The organism is Conexibacter sp. CPCC 206217 (assembly GCF_030646165.1).
In the GTDB taxonomy this organism is placed as follows: Bacteria; Actinomycetota; Thermoleophilia; order Solirubrobacterales; family Solirubrobacteraceae; genus Conexibacter.
In genome coordinates this window covers 515,248-535,410 of the sequence record NZ_JAUTDO010000005.1, presented here as the reverse complement: position 1 = coordinate 535,410, position 20,163 = coordinate 515,248, and the positions used below count along the sequence as shown (strand labels likewise).

Sequence of the window (20,163 nt, the reverse complement as noted above, 5' to 3'; positions counted from 1 at the left end):
CGCACCGATCCTCGACCACGAGCAGGAGACCGTGAGCCACCAGGCGACCCTCCGCGGGACCACCTATCGCTTCGCGGATCTGCGCGAGCTGTTGGCGAAGGCCAACGAAGCGAAGTCCGGCGACCAGCTGGCCGGCATCGCCGCCGGTTCCGGCAGCGAGCGCGCAGCGGCCAAACTCGCGCTCGCGGACGTGCGCGTCGGCGAGCTGCTCGACGCGACCCTGATCGACGACGACGTCACGCACCTGATCGAGCGCGACCTCGACCGCGACGCCGCCGCCGAGCTGCGCCCGCTCGCGCTCGGCGAGCTGCGCGAGCTGATGCTCTGCGCAGAGTTCCCCGCCCGCTGGCAGGGCGGCCTGCGACACGGGCTCTCGCCCGAGGTCGTCGCCGCGACCGCGAAGCTGATGAGCGCCAAGGACCTCGTCGTCGCCGCCGCCGGCCTGACCGTCGTGACGCGCTGCCGCAACACCGTCGGCCTGCCGGGCACGCTGTCGGTCCGGGCTCAGCCCAACCACCCGTCCGACGCGGTCGAGGGGATCGTCGTGGCCGCGCTCGACGGCCTGCTGCACGGCTGCGGCGACGCGGTCATCGGGCTCAACCCCGTCAACGACGGCGTCGCCTCGACCGGCACCTCGCTGCGCGCGCTGCACGAGTTGATCGCCCGGCTCGGGGTGCCCACCCAGGCATGCGTTCTGGCGCACGTCACGACGCAGCTGCAAGCGCTGCGCGGCGGCGCACCCGTCGACCTCCTGTTTCAGTCGATCGCCGGCAGCGAGGCCGCCAACCGCAGCTTCGGCGTCACGCTCGACACGCTCGCCGAGGGTCGCGAGGAGGTGCACGCCCACCACCGCTCCCGCGCGGGCGAGTTCGTCGGCGAGCAGGTCATGTACTTCGAGACCGGGCAGGGCAGCGCGTTGTCGGCCGAGGCGCACCACGGCGTCGACCAACTCGTGCTGGAGGCGCGCGCGTACGGCGTGGCGCGGGCCTACGACCCGTTCCTCGTCAACACCGTCGTCGGCTTCATCGGCCCGGAGTACCTCGCCGACGCGCGCCAGATCGTCCGCGCCGGCCTGGAGGACCACTTCATGGGCAAGGCGCTGGGCCTGCCGATGGGCTGCGACGCGTGCTACACCAACCACGTCGACGCCGACCAGGACTCCAACGACCAGCTGCTGATGCTGCTGGCGCTCGCCGGCTGCAGCTTCGTCATCGCGGTGCCGGGCTCCGACGACGTGATGCTCAACTACCAGTCGGTCAGCTATCGCGACGCCGCCGTCGTGCGGCGGCTGCTGAACCGTCGCCCGGCACCGGAGTTCGAGGCGTGGCTCGTCGAGGCCGGCCTGTGGGGCGAGGACGGGCTCGGCGACGCGGCCGAGCGGCCGCTGAGCCCCGAGCATCCGCTGCTCGCGCGGTCGCTGGCGACGCTGAGCGGATCGGCGCCGACAAGCCTGCTCGGCGGATGAGCCGCGACAGGCAGATCGAGGACGGGACCCCGCCCGAGCGACGCCAGCAGCGGCAGGCGCTCCAGACCGAGCAGCTGCGACGTCTGCGCGCCGCGACGCCCGCCCGCGTCTTCCAGGGCGGCGTCGCGGGCGGCGACACGACCGCCGCCTACCTGCGCCTGCGCGCCGACCACGCCGCGGCGCGCGATGCCGTTCACGCGCCACTGGACCTGGCAGACGACGCGCTCGCCGCGACGACCGCCCGATTCGAGCTGTTCGCCGTCGATTCGCAGGCCAAGTCGACCGCAGAGCACCTGCTGCGCCCGGACCTCGGCCGCCGCCTGAGCGAGGCCGCGCGCGCAACGCTCGCGATCCGCTGCACGCCTGCGGCCGACCTGCAGATCGTCGTCGGGGACGGCCTCTCGGCGACCGCGGTCCAGCGGCAGGTGCCGCTGCTGCTCCCCCTGCTGATCGAGGAAGGGCGCGCCCGTGGCTGGAGCGTCGGGCAGACCTTCGCGCTGCGGCACGCGCGCGTCGGCGCGATGAACGAGATCGGCGAGCTGCTGCGCCCGCGCGTGCTGGTCCTGCTGATCGGCGAGCGGCCGGGGCTGACGACCGCCGACGGGCTCTCCGCCTATCTCGCGCTGCACCCCCGCCGCGGCCGCACCGACGCCGACCGCAACCTCGTCTCGAACATCCACGCCGGCGGCACCCCGCCCGCCGCGGCGGCACCGCGGATCCTGCGCCTCGCCGCGGCGATGGTCGCGGCCGGCCTCAGCGGTCACGCGTTGAAAGAGCCCGACGCTGCCGCAGAGCTCGGCTCAGGCGCGCACCCGACCAGGAGCTGATCCGATGCACGACACGCCAGCACCCCTCGGCTCGTCCCCGCGGCCAGCGGCCGCTTCGCCGCCCGGCCCGCCGCCGCCGAGCGGCATCGGCGAACCGCCGACCCGCGCGCTGCGCGTCGCCCCCGCGCTCGCAGACGGCGAGACGGTCGTCGTGCACGACGACCGCATCTGCCTCGCGGTCGTCGCGGCGCGTTTCGCCGACGAGACGACCGTCGCCGCGTTCGCCCGCGACGCCCGCGGCCTGGTGACGGTCCCGATGGCGCCAGAGCGACTCGACGCGCTCGGCCTCCCTGCCCAGAAGGGATCGCCGGACCGGCGCCTGCCGGACTTCATGGTCTCGGTCGACGCGCTGAACGGCACGACGACCGGAATCAGCGCCGCCGACCGCGCCACCACGATCCAGGCGCTGCTGGCGACGGCGCCCGACGGCCGCCTCGGCGTTCCCGGTCACATCCTCCCCGTCCGCGCGGCGGCCGGCGGAACGCTCGAGCGCGCCACGCTCGCGGAGGCCTGCGTCGATCTGGCACGGATCGCCGGCGTCGAGCCGGTGCTGGCGGCGTGCGAGATCCTGGACGAGGACGGCGAGGCGCTGGCGCCTGAAGCGCTCGGCACCCATCGCGTCTACGGCGACCACGTCGCGATCTCCGTGCACGCCGTACGCGCGCACCGGCGCGGTCTCGCCGAAATCTCGGTCGCCGATCTCAGCACGTTCCGCTCCGCGTCGAGCGCACTCGTCTCCGGCGTCGCGGCGGTCACCGTCCGTGACCGGGACGGGGCGCCGCGCGGCATGCTCGCGACCTCCGTCACCTCCTACAGCGACCGGCCCCCGTCGATGCTGATCTCCGCCGCGCACAGCTCGCGCACGTCCGCGTCGCTGATCTCCGCCGCCGGCTTCGGCGTCCACGTGCTGAGCCACGAGCAGCGGGACGTCGCCGACACGCTGGCGAGCCGCGCCGACGACAAGTTCGCCGCGCTCGACTGGTCGTGGGACGGCGACGTCCCACGACTGGGCGGCGCGCTCGCGTACCTGCGCTGCTCACGCGCCGCCTGCTTCGCGCACTACGACCACACGATCGTCATCGGCGACGTCGAGCTGATCGAGCTCGCGGACACGTTCCCGCTCGTCTACTTTCAGCGGACCCTGGGCTGGCAGCTGGAGCACCGCGGAGGATCGTGAAGGCAGCCCCGCGACGGCGGGTTCTCGCCTGGCCGATTCATGCAGTCGCCTGCTGAGCCGGCTGTGGCCGCCCTCTGAAGACGCGCCGCAGCCGCGGCAGCGCGCGCGGTCGCGGGGCGGCGAGCGCGCCGGTCACGCGGTCGAGGTAGATCGCGAGGATCACGACCGCGAGGCCGCCCTCGAAGCCGGCGCCGATGTCGAGCTGCGTGACCGCGCCGGTGACGACCGCCCCGAGCCCCTCCGCGCCGGCGAGGCCGGCGACGACGACCATCGAGAGCGCGAGCATGATCACCTGGTTGATGCCGGCCATGATCGACGGCAGCGCCAGCGGCAGCTGCACGTCGCGCAGCACCCGGCGCGGCGGAGCGCCGAACGCCTGCGCCGCTTCGACGACCTCGCCGTCGACCTGGCGGATCCCCAGCTCGGTCAGCCGCACCGCGGGCGCGAGCGCGAAGACGGCCGTCGCGACGACGCCCGGCACGACGCCGACCCCGAAGAAGAAGACGGCGGGGATCAGGTAGACGAAGGGCGGTGTCGTCTGCATCAGGTCCAGCAGCGGTCGCACGAGGATCGAGACGAGCCGGTGGCGTGCCGCCCAGATCCCGAGCGGGACGCCGACGACGATCGCGACCGCGGTCGCGACGAGCACGACGGCGAGCGACTGCATCGTCTCGACCCACAGGTCCATCCCGTCGATCAGCGCGAAGGCGAGCAGCGCGAACAGCGCGATGCCCCAGCGGCGCAGCGCCAGCGGGATCAGCGTCAGCAGCAGGATCAGCACGAGCGGCGGCGGGCCGGTCAGCGCGTCCTCGATCCAGCCGACGACGTCGGTCGAGACGGAGGCGATTGCGTCGAACAGCCAGCCGAAGTTGTCCAGCAGCCACTCGACGACGTCGTTCGCGGGCCCCGCAAGGTCGATGTCGGGCATCAGGCCGCGACCCCGCGCTCGGCCGCGACGAAGCGCGCGACGTAGTCGTCGGCCGGCTGCTCGAGGATCTCCTGAGCGGTGCCGGTCTGGGCGACCTCGCCGCTGCCGAGCAGCGTGATGCGATCGCCGAGCCGGATCGCCTCGTTGAGATCGTGCGTGACGAAGACGATCGTGCGGTCGATCTCGTCGCGCAGGTGCAGCAGCAGGTCCTGCATCTCGCGGCGGATCAGCGGGTCCAACGCCGAGAACGGTTCGTCCATCAGCAGCACGTCGGCCTCCGTCGCCAGCGCGCGGGCGAGACCGACGCGCTGCTTCATGCCGCCCGACAGCTCGGCGGGGCGCTTGTCGCCCCACTCGCCGAGCCCGACCTGCTCCAGCGCCCGCTGCGACCGCTCGCGGCGCTCGCGCTTGGCGAGGCCGCGGATCTCCAGCCCGTAGCCGGCGTTGTCGCGCACGCTCTTGTGCGGCAGCAGCGCGAAGTGCTGGAAGACCATCGAGATGCGCCGGTTGCGCACCTCGCGCAGCTCGGCCGCCGACAACGAGGCGAGGTCGCGACCGTCGAGCGAGACGCTGCCGGCGGTCGGCTCGACGAGGCGGTTGAGCATCCGCAGCACCGTCGACTTGCCCGAGCCCGACAGCCCCATCAGCACATACAGCTCACCGCGGCGGACGCTGATGCTGACGTCCCGGACCGCGACGGTGCCGCCCGGATAGGTCTTCGCCAGCGAAGCGGCCTCGATCATCTCACCCACGCATCGACCTCCGCTCTGTGCTCGTCGACCCACTGTCTGGCGACGACGGCCGGGTCGGCTCTTCTGGCGTCGACCTGGTCCAGCAGCGACTCGATCTCCTCCAGCGGGATCTGCACGTTTCTGAGCGCGGCGGCGAATCTCGGCGCGCGCTCGGCGAGATCCGAGCGCGCCGCGATCCACGACTGCTGCGCGGGGATCGCGCACTTGTCCGCGCCGCCCTCGAAGCAGCCGGCTCTGTACGGGTTGGGCTCGTCGAGCTGGACGACGTCGAACTGCTGAAACAGCCAGTGCGGCCGGTAGAAGAAGAAGAGGATCGGCTCTCTCTTGTCATAGGAGCGTCTGACCTGCGCGATCAGCGCCGCCTCACTCGACTTCGCGTGTCTGAGGTCGAGGTCGTATGCCTTCAGCCGCTTGGCGTTCTGCTGCGTGGTGATCCAGCCGGCGTCGCCGTCGTAGAGGGTCTCGTTGACCTCGCCCTTGTAGTCGTTGAGCTGGTCGATGCTTCTCAGCCCTTCGAGCGGACCGCCGGGCTCGACGGCGTATCTCGGCACGAACCACGCCTGCACGGCGCCGTCGTAGACTCTCGCCGCCAGCACCGCCTCGTCTCTGGCTCTGTCGGCGAACGCCTGCTGGTTGGGCAGGTTGACCTCGGTCAGCAGATCGACGTCGCCGCGCTGCAGGCCGACCCAGCCGGCGGCCGGGTCGAGTCTGACCGACTCGATCGACTTCACGCCCAGTTCCGGGTGCTCGGCCGCGATCGCCGCGAGGATCTCCGTCTGCACCGCGGCCGCGGTCCACGAGAACTGTCCGGCCTTGAGGTCGACCCCCTCGGTGGCCGCAGCGGTCGTGGAGGCGCCCGCGGCCGCCGTCGCCGCGCCCGTGCTCGCGCCGTCGTCGTCGGAGTCACCGCAGGCGGCGAGGCCGAGGCAGAGCAGCGCGGCCGCGATCACAGCGACGAGCCGGGCCCAGCGGAAGGGAGTCATCGAGAGAGCGTCTCCTGGAGTCTCGGGCGTTGCGCATTACGCGACGCGATGGGTATAGTGCAACGACCCTTGATGATCACTATCCCGACCAAACTTGTCAAGAACTGTCGCGGCATCTGACCTCGAACCCGCCGGCAGCGGCAAGGTCCAGAGCGTCGAGCGGGCGCTGACGGTGCTGCGCGCCTTCACCGAGCCGGGTCAGCGGCTCTCCCTCGCCGAGCTCGCCGGCCGGCTCGACGTGCACAAGTCGACTGCTTCGCGCCTTGCCATGACGCTCGTGAGCGCCGGCTTCCTCGAGCGCGGCGACGACGAGCGGCTGACGCTCGGGCCGGAGCTGGTGCGACTCGGCCGGCTCGCCGTCAGCGGCCGCTCGCTGCCGGAGATCGCACGCCCGGTGATGGACGAGCTCGCCGCCCAGACCGGCGAGGCGGTCACGTTGTCGGTGCCCGACGCCGGCGAGGCGCTCACGATCGCCCAGAGCGAGGGAACGTTCGCCGTCGGCCTGCAGAGCTGGCTCGGCAAGCACGCGCCGCTGCACGCCACCTCCGACGGCAAGGTCCTGCTCGCCTTCGGAGCTGCCGCCCTCCCCGCCGGCGAGCTGGTCGCGCGCACGCCCGACACGATCACCGACCGCGCCGCGCTCGCCGCCGAGCTGGCGCGCGTGCGCGAGCGCGGCTGGGGCAGCTCGCGCGGTGACTTCGAGCTCGGGCTCAACGGCGCCGCCGCCCCGATCCTCGCGCCGGACGGCAGCTGCCGCGGCGCGCTCTGCGTGTCAGGGCCCGCCTACCGCGTCCAGACGGACGACCTCGCCGCGCTCGGCGCCCGCTGCGCCGCGGCGGCGGCGCGCATAGCGTCGCTGCTCGACCTCGCCCCTTCCCTCCCCGCCCCACCGACCGGATGACCATGGACCGACCGAACATCCTGCTGATCCAGGCCGATCAGCTGAGCGCCGCCGCGCTGAGCGCATACGGCAACACGACCGTCGTCGCGCCCCAGCTCGACGCGCTCGCGCGCGACGGCGTCGTCTTCGACCGCGCCTACTGCAACTCGCCGCTCTGCGGCCCCTCGCGCGCCTCGATGCTCGCCGGCGAGCTGCCGTCGACGATCGGCGCCTACGACAACGCGGCCGAGTTCCCGGCGTCGGTCCCGACCTTCGCCCATCGGCTGCGCGCCGCCGGCTACCGCACCTCGCTCGTCGGCAAGATGCACTTCATCGGGCCCGACCAGCTGCACGGCTTCGAGGAGCGCCCGACGACCGACGTCTACCCCGCCGACCTCGAGATGGTCCCCGACTGGCGCCTCGCCGACGACGAGCGGCTGCCGTGGTACCACGACACCCGCTCGATCGGGGGCGCCGCCGTCTCGGCCGCGACGCTGCAGCGCGACTACGACGACGCCGTCACCTTCCACGCCCGCCGCACCCTCACCGACTTCGCGCGCGACCGTGCCGGCGGACACGACGAGCGGCCGTTCCTGCTGGTCGCCTCGTTCATCGCGCCGCACGACCCCTACGAGCCGCCGCAGCCCCACTGGGACCGCTACGACGGCGTCGAGATCGACGCACCGGCGGTGCCGGCGGCGCCGGCCGGCGCCGCCGACGACGCGCACAGCCGCCGGCTGCGCGCGATGTGCCAGCTCGACGTCGCGCCGCCCTGCGCGCGGGAGGTCGAGCGCGCACGGCGCGGCTACTACGCCTGCGTCAGCTACCTCGACGACCAGGTCGGGGCGGTGCTCGCGAGGCTCGACGAGCTTGGCCTGCGCGACTCGACCGTCGTCGTCTTCACCTCCGACCACGGCGACATGCTCGGCGAGCGGGGCCTCTGGTACAAGATGGCCCCGTTCGAGGACTCCGCGCGCGTGCCGCTGATCGTGCGCGCGCCCGGCCGCTTCGCCGGCGGCCGGCGAATCGGCCGCACCGTCTCGCTCGTCGATCTGCTGCCGACCTTCTCCGAGCTGGCCGGAGCGCTCGCGCACGACGCGCCGCCGACCGCCGGCACCAGCCTCGTCAGCCTGCTCGACGCCCCCGGCGACGACGGCCCGGCAGCAGCATGGCCCGATCGCGCCGTGATCGAGTACCTCGCCGAGGGCGTGCGCGCGCCGCAGCTCACGCTCGTCAGCGGCCACCACAAGCTTGTCGTCTGCCCCGGCGACCCCGACCTGCTGTACGACCTCGACGCCGACCCGCGCGAGCTGCGCAACCTCGCCGACGACCCGGCGCACACGGCGCTGCTGTCGCGCCTGCGCGAGCAGCTGCTGGCCGGCCGCGACCTCGACGCGCTCGACGCGCGCGTACGCCGCTCGCAGGAACAGCGCCGCCTCGTGCACGCCGCGCTGACCAGCGGCCGCCGCACCGCATGGGACCACGCCCCCGCCGACGGCTCCGCCGACACCTACGTGCGCGGCGACTTCTGGACGGCGATCGAACGCGGCCGGCTCGCGCCGCACCGCTGAGCCCAGCCGCCAGATCGGAGTCGGGCGCTTGCGCCCGGCGTCAGCTCTCGGCGTGGACTGCTCAGAACTGCGGCCGTTGGCGTGGGAGCTGCGCGCTGGCGGCGACCGCCGCCGCCAGCTCGACGGTGGCGTGTCCGAGCCGCCGTGCGGCAGCGGCCAGCTCGTCGTCGAGCACATGGCCGTCGGCGATCTGGTTCGCTCGTCCGTACAGGCCCGGCGGGACGACGTAGGAGGCGAAGAAGCGCGGCAACAGCCCCAGCAGCGCGTCGATGCCGAGGTAGTGGTGGTCAGAGCCGCCGGTGCCGACGACCGCGACGGGCTTGCCGAGCAGCGCGCTCTCGAAGTCGCCGTGCGGTACGCGCGGCAGTTCGTCCAGGAACTGCTTCAGCACGCCCGTGAACGACGAGCGGTACATCGGCGTAGCGAGCACGAGCGCGTCCGCACCGTCGGCCCGCTCGCGCGCCGCCGCGGCGACGTCCGCCAGGTACTCGCCGCGGCCGAGGCAGAAGGCGCTCGTCAGCGCGCCCGCCTGCTCGGCGCCCTTCAGCACCTCGCCCACGAGCGTGTGAGTCGTGCCGCCGTCCGCCGAGCCGATCACGGCGACGACCGCAAGGCCGCTCATGCCACGCCCTCCGGCACGGGCGCCGGCGACGGGTCGCCGCGCCCTCGCTCGACCTCGATCGCCACCCTGCGGCTGCGGCGTCGGCCGAACTGACGGCGCACGAAGCCGGTCGAGGCGGCCAGCACGAACACGACGCCGACGATCACCTGCTGCAGGTCGTCGTTGACGCCGATCAGATCCAGACCGTTGGTCAGCACCGAGATCAGCAGCACGCCCCAGACCGTCCGCACGATCGAGCCCTTGCCGCCGAACACGTCGGTGCCGCCGACGACGACCGCCGCGATCGCCGTCAGCGCGAGCAGTCCGCCGGCGGTCGGCTGCCCGGACTGCACGCGCGCGGTCAGCGCGATCCCGCCGACCGCGGCGAGCGTGCCGCTCAGCACGAAGACGAGGAAGCGCACGCGTGCGACCGGCACCGCCGCCAGGCGCGCGGCCTCGCGGTTGCCGCCGATCGCGAAGACGCGCAACCCGAAGCGGGTCTGCGTCTGCACCGCCAGCAGCAGCAGGAAGACCCCGACCGTCAGCCAGATCAGCAGCGTGATCCCGAGGAAGCTGCTCGTCGCCAGCGTCCCCACGCCGGACGGCAGCGGCGCGATCGTGGTGCCGTCGGTCGAGGCGAGCGCGATCCCCTGCGCGGTCACCATCGTGCCGAGCGTCGCGATGAAGGACGGCACCTGGAGCACGGTCACGATCAGCCCGTTGACCGCCCCGACGAGCGCGCCGACGCCGAGGGCGGCGGCGAAGCCGAGCAGGACCGAGCCGCTGTCTCTCATCACATGGGCTGCCACGACGCTCGTCAGCGCGACGACCGCGCCGACCGACAGGTCCAGCTCGCCGGCGAGGATCACGAACGTCATCCCGAACGCGACGAACGCGAGTACCGCGCCCTGGAGGAAGATGTTTCTGATGTTGATCGGGTCGAGGAAGTACTCGTTGAAGATCGACAGGTAGAGCACCATCAGCAGCAGCACCGCCGGCACGAACAGCAGGTCGAAGGCGCCGTCGACGCGGGCGCGCTCGAGGATCCGCGCGCGCGTGGCGCGCAGCGCGCTCATGCCGCCGCCTCCGCGCCGAGCACCGTCAGGTCGACGCGCGACAGCTCGCCGACCGGCCGCAGCGCGACCAGCTCCCCGTGGCGCAGCACGCCGACGCGGTCGCACAGGTCGAGGATCTCGTCGATGTCGGTCGAGGCGATCAGCACCGCGCCGCCGCGTGCCGCGAAGTCTCGTAGCAGCGTGTGGATCTGCGCCTTGCCGCCGACGTCGACGCCGTGCGTCGGCTCGTCGATCACGAGCACGCGCGCCCCCGTCGCCAGCGCGCGCGCCAGCAGCACCTTCTGCTGGTTGCCGCCCGACAGCGAGCGCACGGGCGCGTGGATCGACGGCAGCCGGATGTCGAACTCGTCGCGGAAGCGGCGCGCCTGTTCGTCGATCGCGCGCCGTCTCAGCCACGGTCCGCGCGAGGTTCGCTGCAGCGATGCGAGCGCGATGTTCTCGGCCACGCTCTGGTCGGGCACGAGGCCCGCGCCCTTGCGGTCCTCGGCGATGAAGCCGATCCCCGCGCGCTGCGCCTCGATCGGCGTGCGGATGCGGGTGGCGGCGCCGCCCAGCTCGGCGACGCCGTCCAGCGGCGTCGCGCCGCCGAGCATCGCCAGCAGGCGCGCGGCGCCGGAGCCGAGCAGTCCGGTCAGCCCGACGACCTCGCCGACGCGCACGTCGAGCTCGATCGGCGCGCCGGCCGCCGCGATCCGCACGTCGCGCAGGCGCAACGCCGGGGGCCGCGTGTCGCCGGCGGGCGGCGGCGCCGCCGTCGCCGGCGACGCCCCCGCCCGCGCGACACGGGCCCGCTCGGCGTGCGCGCCGCCGACCAGCCGCGCAAGCTCACGGCGGTCGGTCGCGGCGGTCGCGACCGCCGCCAGCCGGCGCCCGTCGCGCAGCACCGTCACCTCGTCGCTGACGCGCGTCACCTCGTCGAGCCGGTGGCTGACGAGCGCGACGCCGGCGCCGCCGTCGCGCAGCTGCTCGATCAGCGTCAGCACGCGCGCGGCGGCGGCTGGCTCCAACGACGCGGTCGGCTCGTCGAGGATCAGGAAGCGCGGCCGGACGACCATCGCACGGGCGATCTCGACGAACTTGCGCTCGACCGCGTCGAGCGTTCGCACGAGCCGCCCCGGCGCAAGCGTGATGCCGAGCTCGCCCAGCAGCCCGTCCACCAGCGCATGCAGGCGCCGCCGGTCGACGCGGCGCAGCGGACCGCGCCGCGGCAGCGGGTGCCCGAGCGCGTAGACGTTCTCGGCGATGCTGAGGTCGTCGATCAGGTTGTAGTCCTGGTGCACCACGGCGATCCCGGCCCGCTGCGCATCGCCGGGATTGGCGAAGACGACTGACCTGCCGGCGATTGACAGCTGCCCTCCGGTCGGCGTCAGCGCGCCGGTCATGATCTTCAGCAGCGTGCTCTTGCCGGAGCCGTTCTCACCGATCAGCGCCGCCACTCGCCCCCGCTCCAACGTGAATCCGACGTCGTGCAGAACCACGTTGGCGCCGTAGGCATGGACGACGTGCTCAGCGGCGAACTGTTCGCTCACGAGCCGCATTCCTCCTTTGGCAGGCCGAGCACTCTCTCGACCGTGTCTCTGGTGATCGGGAGCTGCTTGACCGGCACCTCGGCGGGCGGTGTCTGGCCTTGGAACTGCTTGTCGGCCTGCTCGGCGGCGAGCCGCCCGGCGGCGAAGCTGCACGAGCTGGTCGTGTAGGTCAGCTCGCCTCTTCTGATCAGGTCGACCGCCGCGGGGCTGCCGTCGGAGCTGACGGTGACGATCGTCGCCGGGTCGAGGCCGCGGTCTCTGATCGCCTGGATGCCGCCGACCGCCTGGTCGTCGTTGCTGAAGTAGATCGCGTCGAGTCTGCCGCCGGCGCGCTGCAGCAGGTTCTCCGTCGCCTTCAGACCGGCGTCCCCAGACCAGTCGTTGTAGCCGGCGTCGACCAGCTCGATGTCCGGGTAGTTGGCAAACTCCTCCTCCAGGCCTCTCTTCTGTCCCTCGGCGAAGTTGGCGCCGCGCGGGCCGTCGACGACGCCGACGCGGCCTCTGCCTCTCAGCGCTCTGGCGATGTAGTCGGCCTTCTGTCTGCCGATCGAGTCCGGCGTGTAGGAGACGAAGCTGACGACCTGCGACGGGTCGGCGACATTGCTGCCCATCGTCACGACGGCGACACCCTGCTGCTTGGCCTGCGCGATGATCGGCGTCAGCGCGTCCGGGTTGATCGGGATCAGGAAGATCGCGGAGGGGCGCTTGGTCAGCGCGTTCTCGATCTGCTGGATCTGCGTCTCCGGCGTGTTGTCGCCGTAGGCGTCCTCGATCACCTTCCAGTTTCTGCTTCTGGCGTAGTCGATGATCCCCTCCGAGCGGCGCGTGAAGGCGCGCAGCCCCTTGGCGAACTGGTTGATGTAGATCGACTTGTCGCTGTCGGCGGCGGGGGCGTCGCTCGACGCGCTCGTCGCGCCGGCGGCCGCCGCGGTCGAGGCGCCGCCGTCGTCGTCGCTGCTGCCGCAGGCGCTGAACAGCACAGCTGCGAGCAGCATCGCCAGGACGGTCGCGAAGGGTTTGCGCATCGTGGTCGGGTCCTTTGTCGTTTCGGTCGGTGAGAAGAGGTCGGGGACTGGGGGACTGGGGACCGGGGAAGCGGGCGTCGTGCGGGGTCAGGCCGAGACTGCGCGGCGTTCGTCCAGGCGAATGCGCGCGGCGGCCAGCGGCGCGGGATCGATCAACGCGTCGACGTCGACCGGTCTGTCGAGGAAGCCGATCGCAAGCAGATGCTCTGCCTGCGAGCGCAGCGCCGCCAGCCCCCACTCGTCGAGTCGCAGGTCGAGCTGCGTGTGGACGTCGGCGCCCCATGCAGCGTCGACGAACTCCTCCGCGATGCCCGACTCGCCGGCGATCATGCGCTTGGCCTCGGACTCGTGCTCGGCCGCCCACTCGGCCGTCTCCAGAACACGCACGAGGAACCGCTCGACGAGGTCCGGCCGGCGGTCGAGCAGCGGGCCGCTGACCGACATCACGACCGGCACGAGGTTGTTGTACGGCCGCTCGAAGCCGCCGGCGTTCGCGATCGCCCGCAGCCGCAGGGTCGCGGTGACGCTGGCGCCGATCGCAGCCTCGCTGGCGATCGCGTCGACCTCGCCGCGCGCCAACGCCAGCGCCTCGTCGCGTTGGTGGCCCGCATTGGCCCAGGCGCCCCACAGCGCGCCACGCTGTCCCGGGTTGGGCTTGGCGTCCTCGAGCGCGGTGCGCTGTACGTCGACCTCGACGAGCTCGACGTCGTCGAGCGTGAGGCCGGCGCTGGCGAGCACCTCCTTGTAGGTGCGCAGGGTCGTGCCGTACCAGAAGTCGACCTTGTCGTTGGGTCGACGCGGGACCGACAGGCGCTTGCCGCGCAGGTCTGCGGCGGTCCGGACGTCGGACTCGGGCAGCACGAGCACCGGCTGGCTGGTGTATGTCCAAGAGAGACCGAGGAAGCGGTGGTCGACGCCCTTGGAGGCGGCGATCAGCGGCGGCGTGTTGCCGCCCTGGCGGAACAGGTCGGTCGCCGCCTGCATGTAGTGAGCGCTGCGCACCGCCGCGTCGGGAGAGGAGGCGAGCGAGCGCACGACGATGCCGTCGGGCGCGAACTCGTCGTCGATCAGCCCCCGCTGAATCGCCATGCCGGTGGCGCTTGGGACAGGGCAGCGGGTGTACCAGATGGTGGTCTCTTCAGGCATGTCTGGTCCTTCCTCGTGACAGAAGCGGTGAGTCGCTTGAAGCCGTGGCGTCGGTTGCCGCGGGCGCTCAGGCGGAGACGGACGTCGCGCGCACGCGCGGCATGACGTGCTCGGCGAAGCGGCGCATCTCGTCCTCGAACGGCTGGAACTGGAGCATGAACAGCTCGATCCCAAGCTCGTGAAAGGCGCGGATCCGCTCGGCGACGGTGTCGTAACTGCCGACCAGGCCCGCGGCCGTGCCGCCGTTGCTCCCGATGTGCGGATATCTGGCGTAGGTCTGGAACATCTGCACTCTCGGGTCGACCTGGGCGGCCAGCCACGCCTGCTCGGCCGCGTCGCTCTTGCCGATCTCCCACGCCTCCCGGTGCGCCTCGTCGGCCTCCTCGTCCGTCTCGCGCGCGATCACGAAGGCGGACAGGCCGAAGGTCACCGGCGGGCCGACGCGCGGACGCGCACGGACGTCCTCGATCAATTGCGCGACACGCTCGATCGGCTGGCCGTTCATGAACCAGGTGTCAACGGTGTCGGCGACCAGCGCGCGCGCCGGCGGCGACTCGCCACCGGCATAGATGCGCGGGCGCTCGCGCCATCTCGACGCCGGTCGCGGCACGTATCCGTCGGTTCTGAACCAACGGCCGTCGAACGTGGACGGGCGGCCGGCGAGCAGCTCGCGCACGATCGTGATCCACTCGCGCCCGTAGTCGTAGCGCTCGTCGTGCTCGTAGAACTGCAGGCCGAGTCGTCTGGCCTCCAGCACGAACCAGCCGTTGACGAAGTTGATCGCGAAGCGGCCCTTGCTGATCTCCTCGATCTGCAGCGCCATCTTCGCCGCGATCGCGGGCGGATATGCGTACGGCTTGATCGCCGCGATGATCTCGATCCGCTCGGTCAGCGCTGCCAGCGCAGCTGCCAGCGACCATGCCTCGCCCTGGTCGTACTCCTCGCCCCACGGGCTGATGAAGAGCTGGGCGATCAGCGTCGAGTCGAACCCCAGCTCCTCCGCCAGCAGCACCTGCCCCTTGATGCGCTCCCAGCTCGCGTCGTGCGGATCGTCCGGGTGATGCGGGGACCCGAACGCACCCTCCTCCAGCGCCCAGACGCCGATGCGCGGGCCGACGTCGCGCCCGGCCGTGTCGTCGCTGACGAGCGTCACGAGGACGAAGCGGTGCGAGCGCGGCTCGGCGCGCGGAGATGCGGGACCGTCGGAGCGGACATGGGCAGCTTCCTTCTCTGTCGTGGCCTGAACGTGCTGCGACGCGATGTCGCGGCGAGGGCGTCGCGTGTCGGTCAGACGACATGCCCTGCGAATTCACGACGTTACAACAAAGTCGACCGTATTGGTCGAGAAATGGGGACGGCTCTCAGGTACAGACGCGTCCGCGCTATTGACACGCGAAGGGTGCAATGGTGCACCGCAACGGCGACCGAGCGCCCAGCGCGTCGACGCCGCCCGCGACGGCCCGCGGTCAACGGCGCTAGATGCTGCCCAGCCGGTCCAGGTACGCCCGCAGGACGTCGCGGCGCAGGATCATGCTCTTGAACTTGCCGTCGCGGATCATGTCGATCAGCCCGGCGGCCTCCAGCTCCTTGAGGTGGTGCGAGAGCGTTGCGCCGCTGACGTCGTGAAGGCCGTTGAGCACGCTGCACGGGAACGGCTCCGTCGACCCGCCGATCTGCTCGAGCATCGTGAACCGCCGCGGCTCGGCCAGAGCGCGGCCGATCTGCGCGAACTGCCGATCGGAGAGCTCCACCGCCGTGGCGCGCTTCGCCATCTCACCGACCGCCCTGCCGACATCGCTGCGATGCCGGACCGCGCCGCGCTGCAGACCGAGAAGCCGTCGTCCCCATGGTTAGAGACTTATACAGCAGTCGAAGCGACTGCGCGCGGTCTTGACGGCTCGCCGTTAATGAGATACTTGTCTAAGTGTCTATTTGATCGAGGGCGGCCGCTGACGGCTGGTCCGCCCGCAGAAAGGCCACGATGCCTCCGCTCCCACGGAATCGAACGCCCGCACCCGCTCGCACGCACCACGGCGTGATCCTCGCCCTCATGTGCGCGGCGCAGTTCATGGTCATCGTCGACACGACGATCGTGAACGTCGCCCTCCCCGACATCCAGCACGACCTCGGCCTGTCCAACGCCTCGCTGACGTGGGTCGTCAACGCCTACGTCTTGGCCTTCGCGGGCTTCCTGATGCTCGGCGGCCGCATCGCCGACCTCTGGGGACGGCGCCGCATGTACCTCGTCGGCCTCGGCCTCTTCAGCCTCATGTCGCTGCTCGGCGGCTTGTCCCAAGGCAGCGGCGAGCTGATTGGCGCCCGCGCGATTCAGGGGCTCGGGGCCGCCGCGATGGTGCCGGCGATCATGAGCATCCTCATGACGACCTACACCGAGCAGGCGGAGCGGATCCGCGCGCTCGGGATCTGGGCGTCGGTCTCCGGCGCCGGCGGCGCCACCGGCGTGCTCCTCGGCGGCGTGCTCACCGACCTGCTGTCGTGGCGTTGGATCTTCTTCGTCAACGTCCCGATCGGCGTGGCGCTGATCGTCCTCGCCCGGGTCTTCGTGCCCGCCGGCGACAAGGCGCGCGAGCGCACCGCGGTCGACTGGGCCGGCGCGGTCACCGTCACCCTCGGCGTGACGGCGATCGCCTTCGGCGTCGTCTCGACCAGCGATCACGACTGGGGCTCGGTCCGCGTCACCGGTTCGCTGATCGCCGGCGTCGTCCTGCTGGCGCTGTTCGTCGCCACGGAGAGTCGCCACCGGGCGCCGCTCATGCCGCTGGGCCTCCTGCGCTCGCGCAGCCTGACCGGCGCGAACGTCGCGATGGTCCTCGTCTCGCCCGCGGTCTACACCACGATGTTCTACCTCTCGCAATACCTCCAGGACGTGCACGGCTACAGCCCGCTGGAGACCGGCCTGGCCTTCCTGCCGATGCCGCTGGCCTGGATCACCGGCTCGCAGATCTCCGCGCGGCTGGTCGGTCGCGTCGGCGTGCGCACGCTGCTCATCGTCGGCCCGCTCGTCTCGGTGGTCGGCCTGGTCGCCCTCTCGCGCCTGAGCGCCGACGACTCCTACGCGCTGCACGTCGGCGTCCCCGCGGCGCTGACGATGCTCGGCATCAGCATGGCCTACTCACCGATCACGCTGGCCGGCACCAGCTCTGTCGGCGCCGAGAACTCCGGCCTCGCCGCCGGCATCCTCAACACCACCCAGCAGATCGGCGGCGCGGTCGGCCTTGCCGCGATGGTCAGCATCGCCAGCGCCCGCACGCGCGCGCTCGACGACTCGCCGATCGGCGTCGCGCTCACCAGCGGCTACGCCCGCGCCTTCGCGGTGCTCGCCGCGCTCGTCGCGGTCACGGTCGTCGTCGCCCTCACCGTCATCCCGCGCCACAGCACGCCCGGCACCGACGACGGCACCTTGGAGCGGGAGGTCCGGGCGCTGCACGACGATCCGGCCCTGGCCGAGACGATCGCCTACGAACCCGACAGCGCCACGCTCCTCCAGCGCCAGGAGCGGACACCGTGACCGCGTCCGCACGCCGGCCGCGGCCGGCCGCACGACCACCCCGGATGCGAACGCGGACGGCTGGCTCACGCCGCGGTTCGCCCGCCGTCGACGGCAAACGTCCCGCCCGTGGCGTAGCTGGCACGCGCGGAGGCCAGGAAGACGATGATCTCGGCGATCTCCGCCGGCTCCGCGACCCGGTTGAGCGGCACCGTCGCACCGATCGCGTCGAACACCTCGCGCGGACCCGCGTTCGAGTAGGTCGGGCCGGGTGCCACGCTGTTGATGCGGACGCCCGACGGCGCGTACTCGGTCGCCCACGAGCGCGTGAGCGCGTCGAGCGCCGCCTTGGTGGCTCCGTAGGCAGCGGCGCCCACCAGTCCGACGCTGGCCGCCATGCTGCTGACGTTGACGATGCTCCCCTCGCCCTTCTGCGCCATCGCGCCGGCGAACGCGCGCACCAGGAAGAACGGAGCCCGGACGTTGAGCGCCAGCAACGCGTCCAGGTCGTCGATCGCGAACTCCCCCGTGGCGCCCCAGATCGACAGCCCCGCGTTGTTGACGAGCACGTCCACGTCGCCCGCGGCGTCGACGAGGCCTTGAAGGCTGCCCAGATCGGCCAGGTCGGCAGCGATGAACCGCGCCGTGCCACCAGTCGCAGCGATCCGATCGAGCACCTCGTCCCCGCGCCGGCGATCACGGCCCACGACGATCACGTCCGCCCCCGCCGCCGCCAGGGCGATCGCGGCCGCCGCTCCGATACCGGACGTCGCCCCGGTGACGAGCGCGGCCTTGCCTGAGAGATCTTCGGTCGGGCGTGTCACGTGTCGCTCCCTCGCATGGTTCGATGCATGGACATATGTCTGCCTAGAGCTGGCTCTGGCCGCCGTCGACCGGCAGGTCGGCGCCGGTGATGTAGCTCGCCTCGTCGGACGCGAGGAAGACCACCGCGCTGGCGAGCTCTTCGGGGCGTCCGAGGCGGCCCATCGGGACCCTGGCGGCCATGTCGACGCGCACGTGGTCCGCGGTCTCCCGGTCGGGGAACTGCACGTCGATGATCGGCGTCTCGACGGGCCCGGGGCTGACGGTGTTGACGCGGATCCTGCGCTCGATGAGGCTCGCGGAGATGGTGCGCGCGTAGGAGCGCATCGCGGCCTTGCTGGCCGAGTAGGTCGTGTAGACCGGAACTCCGATCAGGTGCGCGGTGGACGAGATGAGCACGACCGAGCCGCCGTCCCGCAGGAGCGGCAGCGCCTTCTGGACGAGGAAGTACGTGCCGCGGGCGTTCACCGCGAACGTCTGGTCGAAGTGCTCCGGGTCGACCTGCTCGAACGGAATCGGCTGCACGAAGCCCGCGCTCGAGACGATGATGTCCAGCCCGCCCTTGACCTCCCGCACGACGGAGTAGAGCCGGTCGAGGTCGTCCAGGCTCGCCAGGTCTCCCTGCACCGCGGTGACGTTGTCACCGATCTCGGCCCTCGCCCTCTCCAACTCGCCCTCGCGGCGGCCGGTGATGAAGACGTACGCGCCTTGCTGCACGAACTGCTTGGCCGTCGCCAGCCCGATGCCGCTGCTGCCGCCGGTGATGACCGCGACCTTGCCGTCGAGCCTCATGCCTCACGCCTTTCAGAGATTTTCATAGCGCGCACTACAGAGTGCGAGAGCGAAACTTAGCAAGCGCTACATATTTCCGCGGCGCAGAGCCGCGATTCTGTAGCGCGCGCTACTCTCAGGGCAGGGATCCGATGTCCGAGTTCGCCGACACAGCGCCCGGCCTCCAGCCCGGCGCCGAGCGCCGCGGCCGCGGCCGGCCGCGCTCCTTCGACAGCGAGGCAGCGCTCGACCAAGCCGTCGAACTGTTCTGGCGACAGGGCTACGCCGCCACCACCGTCGCCGACCTCACGGACGCGATGGGCATCAACCCGCCCAGCCTCTACGCCGCATTCGGGAGCAAACAGCAGCTCTTCGAACGCGCCGCGCAGCGCTACGCAGAGACCTACCGCCACATCGTCGAGAGCGCACTCGCGCATCCCGACCTCGAGACCGTCGTCCGCGCCTTCCTGACCGGCGTCATCGAAGGCGCCACCCAGCCAGACCACCCCGCCGGCTGCCTCACCATCCAGGGGGCGCTCGCCTGTCGCCACGGCGACCACGACGTCACCGACCTGCTCGCCGCCCAGCGCCGCGCCACCCAAGCGGCGCTCGAGACGCGCTTCGCGCAGCTCCGCGCCGCCGGCCTGCTTCCCGCCGGCGCCGACCCGACGACGTTGGCGCGGTACTTCGCGACCCTCGCGCAGGGCCTCGCCGTCCAAGCCGGAGCGGGCACGACCCGCGACGAGCTGATGGCCCTCATCGGCCCGGCGGTCGCCGCGGTCGCGGCGACCACCCGCTAGCCCGCCGACGATGCGGTCGCCGCCTGGCGACACGGGCGGTCGGTGCAGAACGCAGTCCCGTGTCGAGCATCGCGTCGGCCCGACTGCGGCCGACGCGCACGAGGCTGGACGGCGCGCGGGCGCTTGTGCGATGCTTCGATGCGGTGGCGCGTGAGCGTCGCAGAGCGATGAGGCCCGCTCGATAACCGCGGCTCCGGGCCGCTGATGGCTTCTACGACCCGTCACCCGACGTCGTGGAGGCCTGCATGCAGTCGATCGCTCATCGCCGCACCGAATCGCCGGCCGCCGGCCTGTCGAGCGGA

General features: G+C 72.0%; 18 protein-coding genes, 1 pseudogene and 1 riboswitch. Of the genes and pseudogenes, 7 read left to right on the top strand and 12 right to left on the bottom strand.

Features of this window, described 5'->3' with window-relative positions; all coding sequences use genetic code 11:
• The first annotated feature begins 31 nt into the window (after window positions 1-31).
• From eutB to Q7L65_RS16635, 3 genes are read left to right on the top strand one after another with little or no spacing between them, the layout of a single operon-like run.
• Entirely contained in the window at window positions 32-1,465 is a 1,434-nt protein-coding gene (gene eutB / locus Q7L65_RS16645) for an ethanolamine ammonia-lyase subunit EutB (protein WP_304722708.1), read from the top strand.
• Window positions 1,462-2,292, top strand: coding sequence for an ethanolamine ammonia-lyase subunit EutC (gene eutC / locus Q7L65_RS16640; RefSeq protein ID WP_304722707.1), 831 nt, complete (start codon window positions 1,462-1,464; stop codon window positions 2,290-2,292). The genes eutB and eutC overlap by 4 nt, the downstream gene beginning before the upstream one ends.
• A gap of 4 nt (window positions 2,293-2,296) precedes the next feature.
• The gene (locus tag Q7L65_RS16635; protein ID WP_304722706.1) at window positions 2,297-3,469 is read left to right on the top strand and encodes a 3,4-dihydroxy-2-butanone-4-phosphate synthase; all 1,173 of its coding nucleotides are present in this window, start codon (window positions 2,297-2,299) and stop codon (window positions 3,467-3,469) included.
• A 37-nt stretch (window positions 3,470-3,506) separates the two neighbouring features.
• Here Q7L65_RS16635 and Q7L65_RS16630 read toward each other — a convergent pair whose 3' ends face one another.
• The 3 genes and pseudogenes from Q7L65_RS16630 to Q7L65_RS16620 form a co-directional block, all read right to left on the bottom strand.
• Entirely contained in the window at window positions 3,507-4,397 is an 891-nt protein-coding gene (locus Q7L65_RS16630) for a proline/glycine betaine ABC transporter permease (RefSeq protein ID WP_304722704.1), read from the bottom strand.
• A 26-nt stretch (window positions 4,398-4,423) separates the two neighbouring features.
• A pseudogene (locus Q7L65_RS16625) lies at window positions 4,424-5,140 on the bottom strand (betaine/proline/choline family ABC transporter ATP-binding protein); the annotation flags it as partial.
• Entirely contained in the window at window positions 5,137-6,132 is a 996-nt protein-coding gene (locus Q7L65_RS16620; protein ID WP_304722702.1) for a glycine betaine ABC transporter substrate-binding protein, read from the bottom strand. The gene Q7L65_RS16620 and the pseudogene Q7L65_RS16625, both read right to left, overlap by 4 nt.
• A gap of 94 nt (window positions 6,133-6,226) precedes the next feature.
• On the opposite strand from Q7L65_RS16620, the gene Q7L65_RS16615 reads away from it, so the two are divergent.
• Window positions 6,227-7,033, top strand: a complete 807-nt coding sequence (locus tag Q7L65_RS16615; RefSeq protein WP_304722700.1) for an IclR family transcriptional regulator — start codon at window positions 6,227-6,229, stop codon at window positions 7,031-7,033.
• A gap of 2 nt (window positions 7,034-7,035) precedes the next feature.
• Entirely contained in the window at window positions 7,036-8,583 is a 1,548-nt protein-coding gene (gene betC / locus Q7L65_RS16610) for a choline-sulfatase (RefSeq protein WP_304722699.1), read from the top strand.
• Between the two features lie 61 nt (window positions 8,584-8,644).
• Here the strand turns inward: betC and Q7L65_RS16605 are convergent, their stop codons facing one another.
• The 7 genes from Q7L65_RS16605 to Q7L65_RS16575 form a co-directional block, all read right to left on the bottom strand.
• A complete protein-coding gene (locus tag Q7L65_RS16605; protein ID WP_304722697.1) occupies window positions 8,645-9,205 on the bottom strand; it encodes a flavodoxin family protein in 561 nt (186 codons plus the stop codon).
• A complete protein-coding gene (locus Q7L65_RS16600; RefSeq protein ID WP_304722695.1) occupies window positions 9,202-10,260 on the bottom strand; it encodes an ABC transporter permease in 1,059 nt (352 codons plus the stop codon). Before Q7L65_RS16600 ends, Q7L65_RS16605 begins: the two co-directional genes overlap by 4 nt.
• Entirely contained in the window at window positions 10,257-11,789 is a 1,533-nt protein-coding gene (locus tag Q7L65_RS16595; protein ID WP_304722694.1) for a sugar ABC transporter ATP-binding protein, read from the bottom strand. The genes Q7L65_RS16600 and Q7L65_RS16595 overlap by 4 nt, the downstream gene beginning before the upstream one ends.
• Window positions 11,786-12,814: a sugar ABC transporter substrate-binding protein gene (locus Q7L65_RS16590; RefSeq protein WP_304722692.1), complete on the bottom strand. Its 1,029-nt coding sequence runs from the start codon at window positions 12,812-12,814 to the stop codon at window positions 11,786-11,788. Before Q7L65_RS16590 ends, Q7L65_RS16595 begins: the two co-directional genes overlap by 4 nt.
• A gap of 87 nt (window positions 12,815-12,901) precedes the next feature.
• Window positions 12,902-13,960, bottom strand: coding sequence for an ABC transporter substrate-binding protein (locus tag Q7L65_RS16585; RefSeq protein ID WP_304722690.1), 1,059 nt, complete (start codon window positions 13,958-13,960; stop codon window positions 12,902-12,904).
• A gap of 67 nt (window positions 13,961-14,027) precedes the next feature.
• Window positions 14,028-15,113, bottom strand: coding sequence for an LLM class flavin-dependent oxidoreductase (locus Q7L65_RS16580; RefSeq protein ID WP_304722688.1), 1,086 nt, complete (start codon window positions 15,111-15,113; stop codon window positions 14,028-14,030).
• Between the two features lie 322 nt (window positions 15,114-15,435).
• Window positions 15,436-15,732 (bottom strand): helix-turn-helix transcriptional regulator, encoded by a 297-nt coding sequence (locus tag Q7L65_RS16575; RefSeq protein WP_304722687.1) that lies wholly within the window; start codon window positions 15,730-15,732, stop codon window positions 15,436-15,438.
• 263 nt (window positions 15,733-15,995) lie between these two features.
• Between Q7L65_RS16575 and Q7L65_RS16570 the strand changes: the two genes are divergently transcribed.
• Entirely contained in the window at window positions 15,996-17,489 is a 1,494-nt protein-coding gene (locus tag Q7L65_RS16570) for an MFS transporter (protein WP_304722686.1), read from the top strand.
• A 65-nt stretch (window positions 17,490-17,554) separates the two neighbouring features.
• Here Q7L65_RS16570 and Q7L65_RS16565 read toward each other — a convergent pair whose 3' ends face one another.
• On the bottom strand, window positions 17,555-18,292 hold the full coding sequence (locus Q7L65_RS16565; protein WP_304722684.1) for an SDR family NAD(P)-dependent oxidoreductase: 738 nt from the start codon (window positions 18,290-18,292) through the stop codon (window positions 17,555-17,557).
• A gap of 43 nt (window positions 18,293-18,335) precedes the next feature.
• A complete protein-coding gene (locus Q7L65_RS16560) occupies window positions 18,336-19,082 on the bottom strand; it encodes an SDR family NAD(P)-dependent oxidoreductase (RefSeq protein WP_304722682.1) in 747 nt (248 codons plus the stop codon).
• Window positions 19,083-19,213: 131 nt separating this feature from the next.
• Between Q7L65_RS16560 and Q7L65_RS16555 the strand changes: the two genes are divergently transcribed.
• On the top strand, window positions 19,214-19,861 hold the full coding sequence (locus Q7L65_RS16555; protein WP_304722681.1) for a TetR/AcrR family transcriptional regulator: 648 nt from the start codon (window positions 19,214-19,216) through the stop codon (window positions 19,859-19,861).
• A gap of 154 nt (window positions 19,862-20,015) precedes the next feature.
• Window positions 20,016-20,082, top strand: a riboswitch (Fluoride riboswitch).
• Window positions 20,083-20,163: the final 81 nt, after the last annotated feature.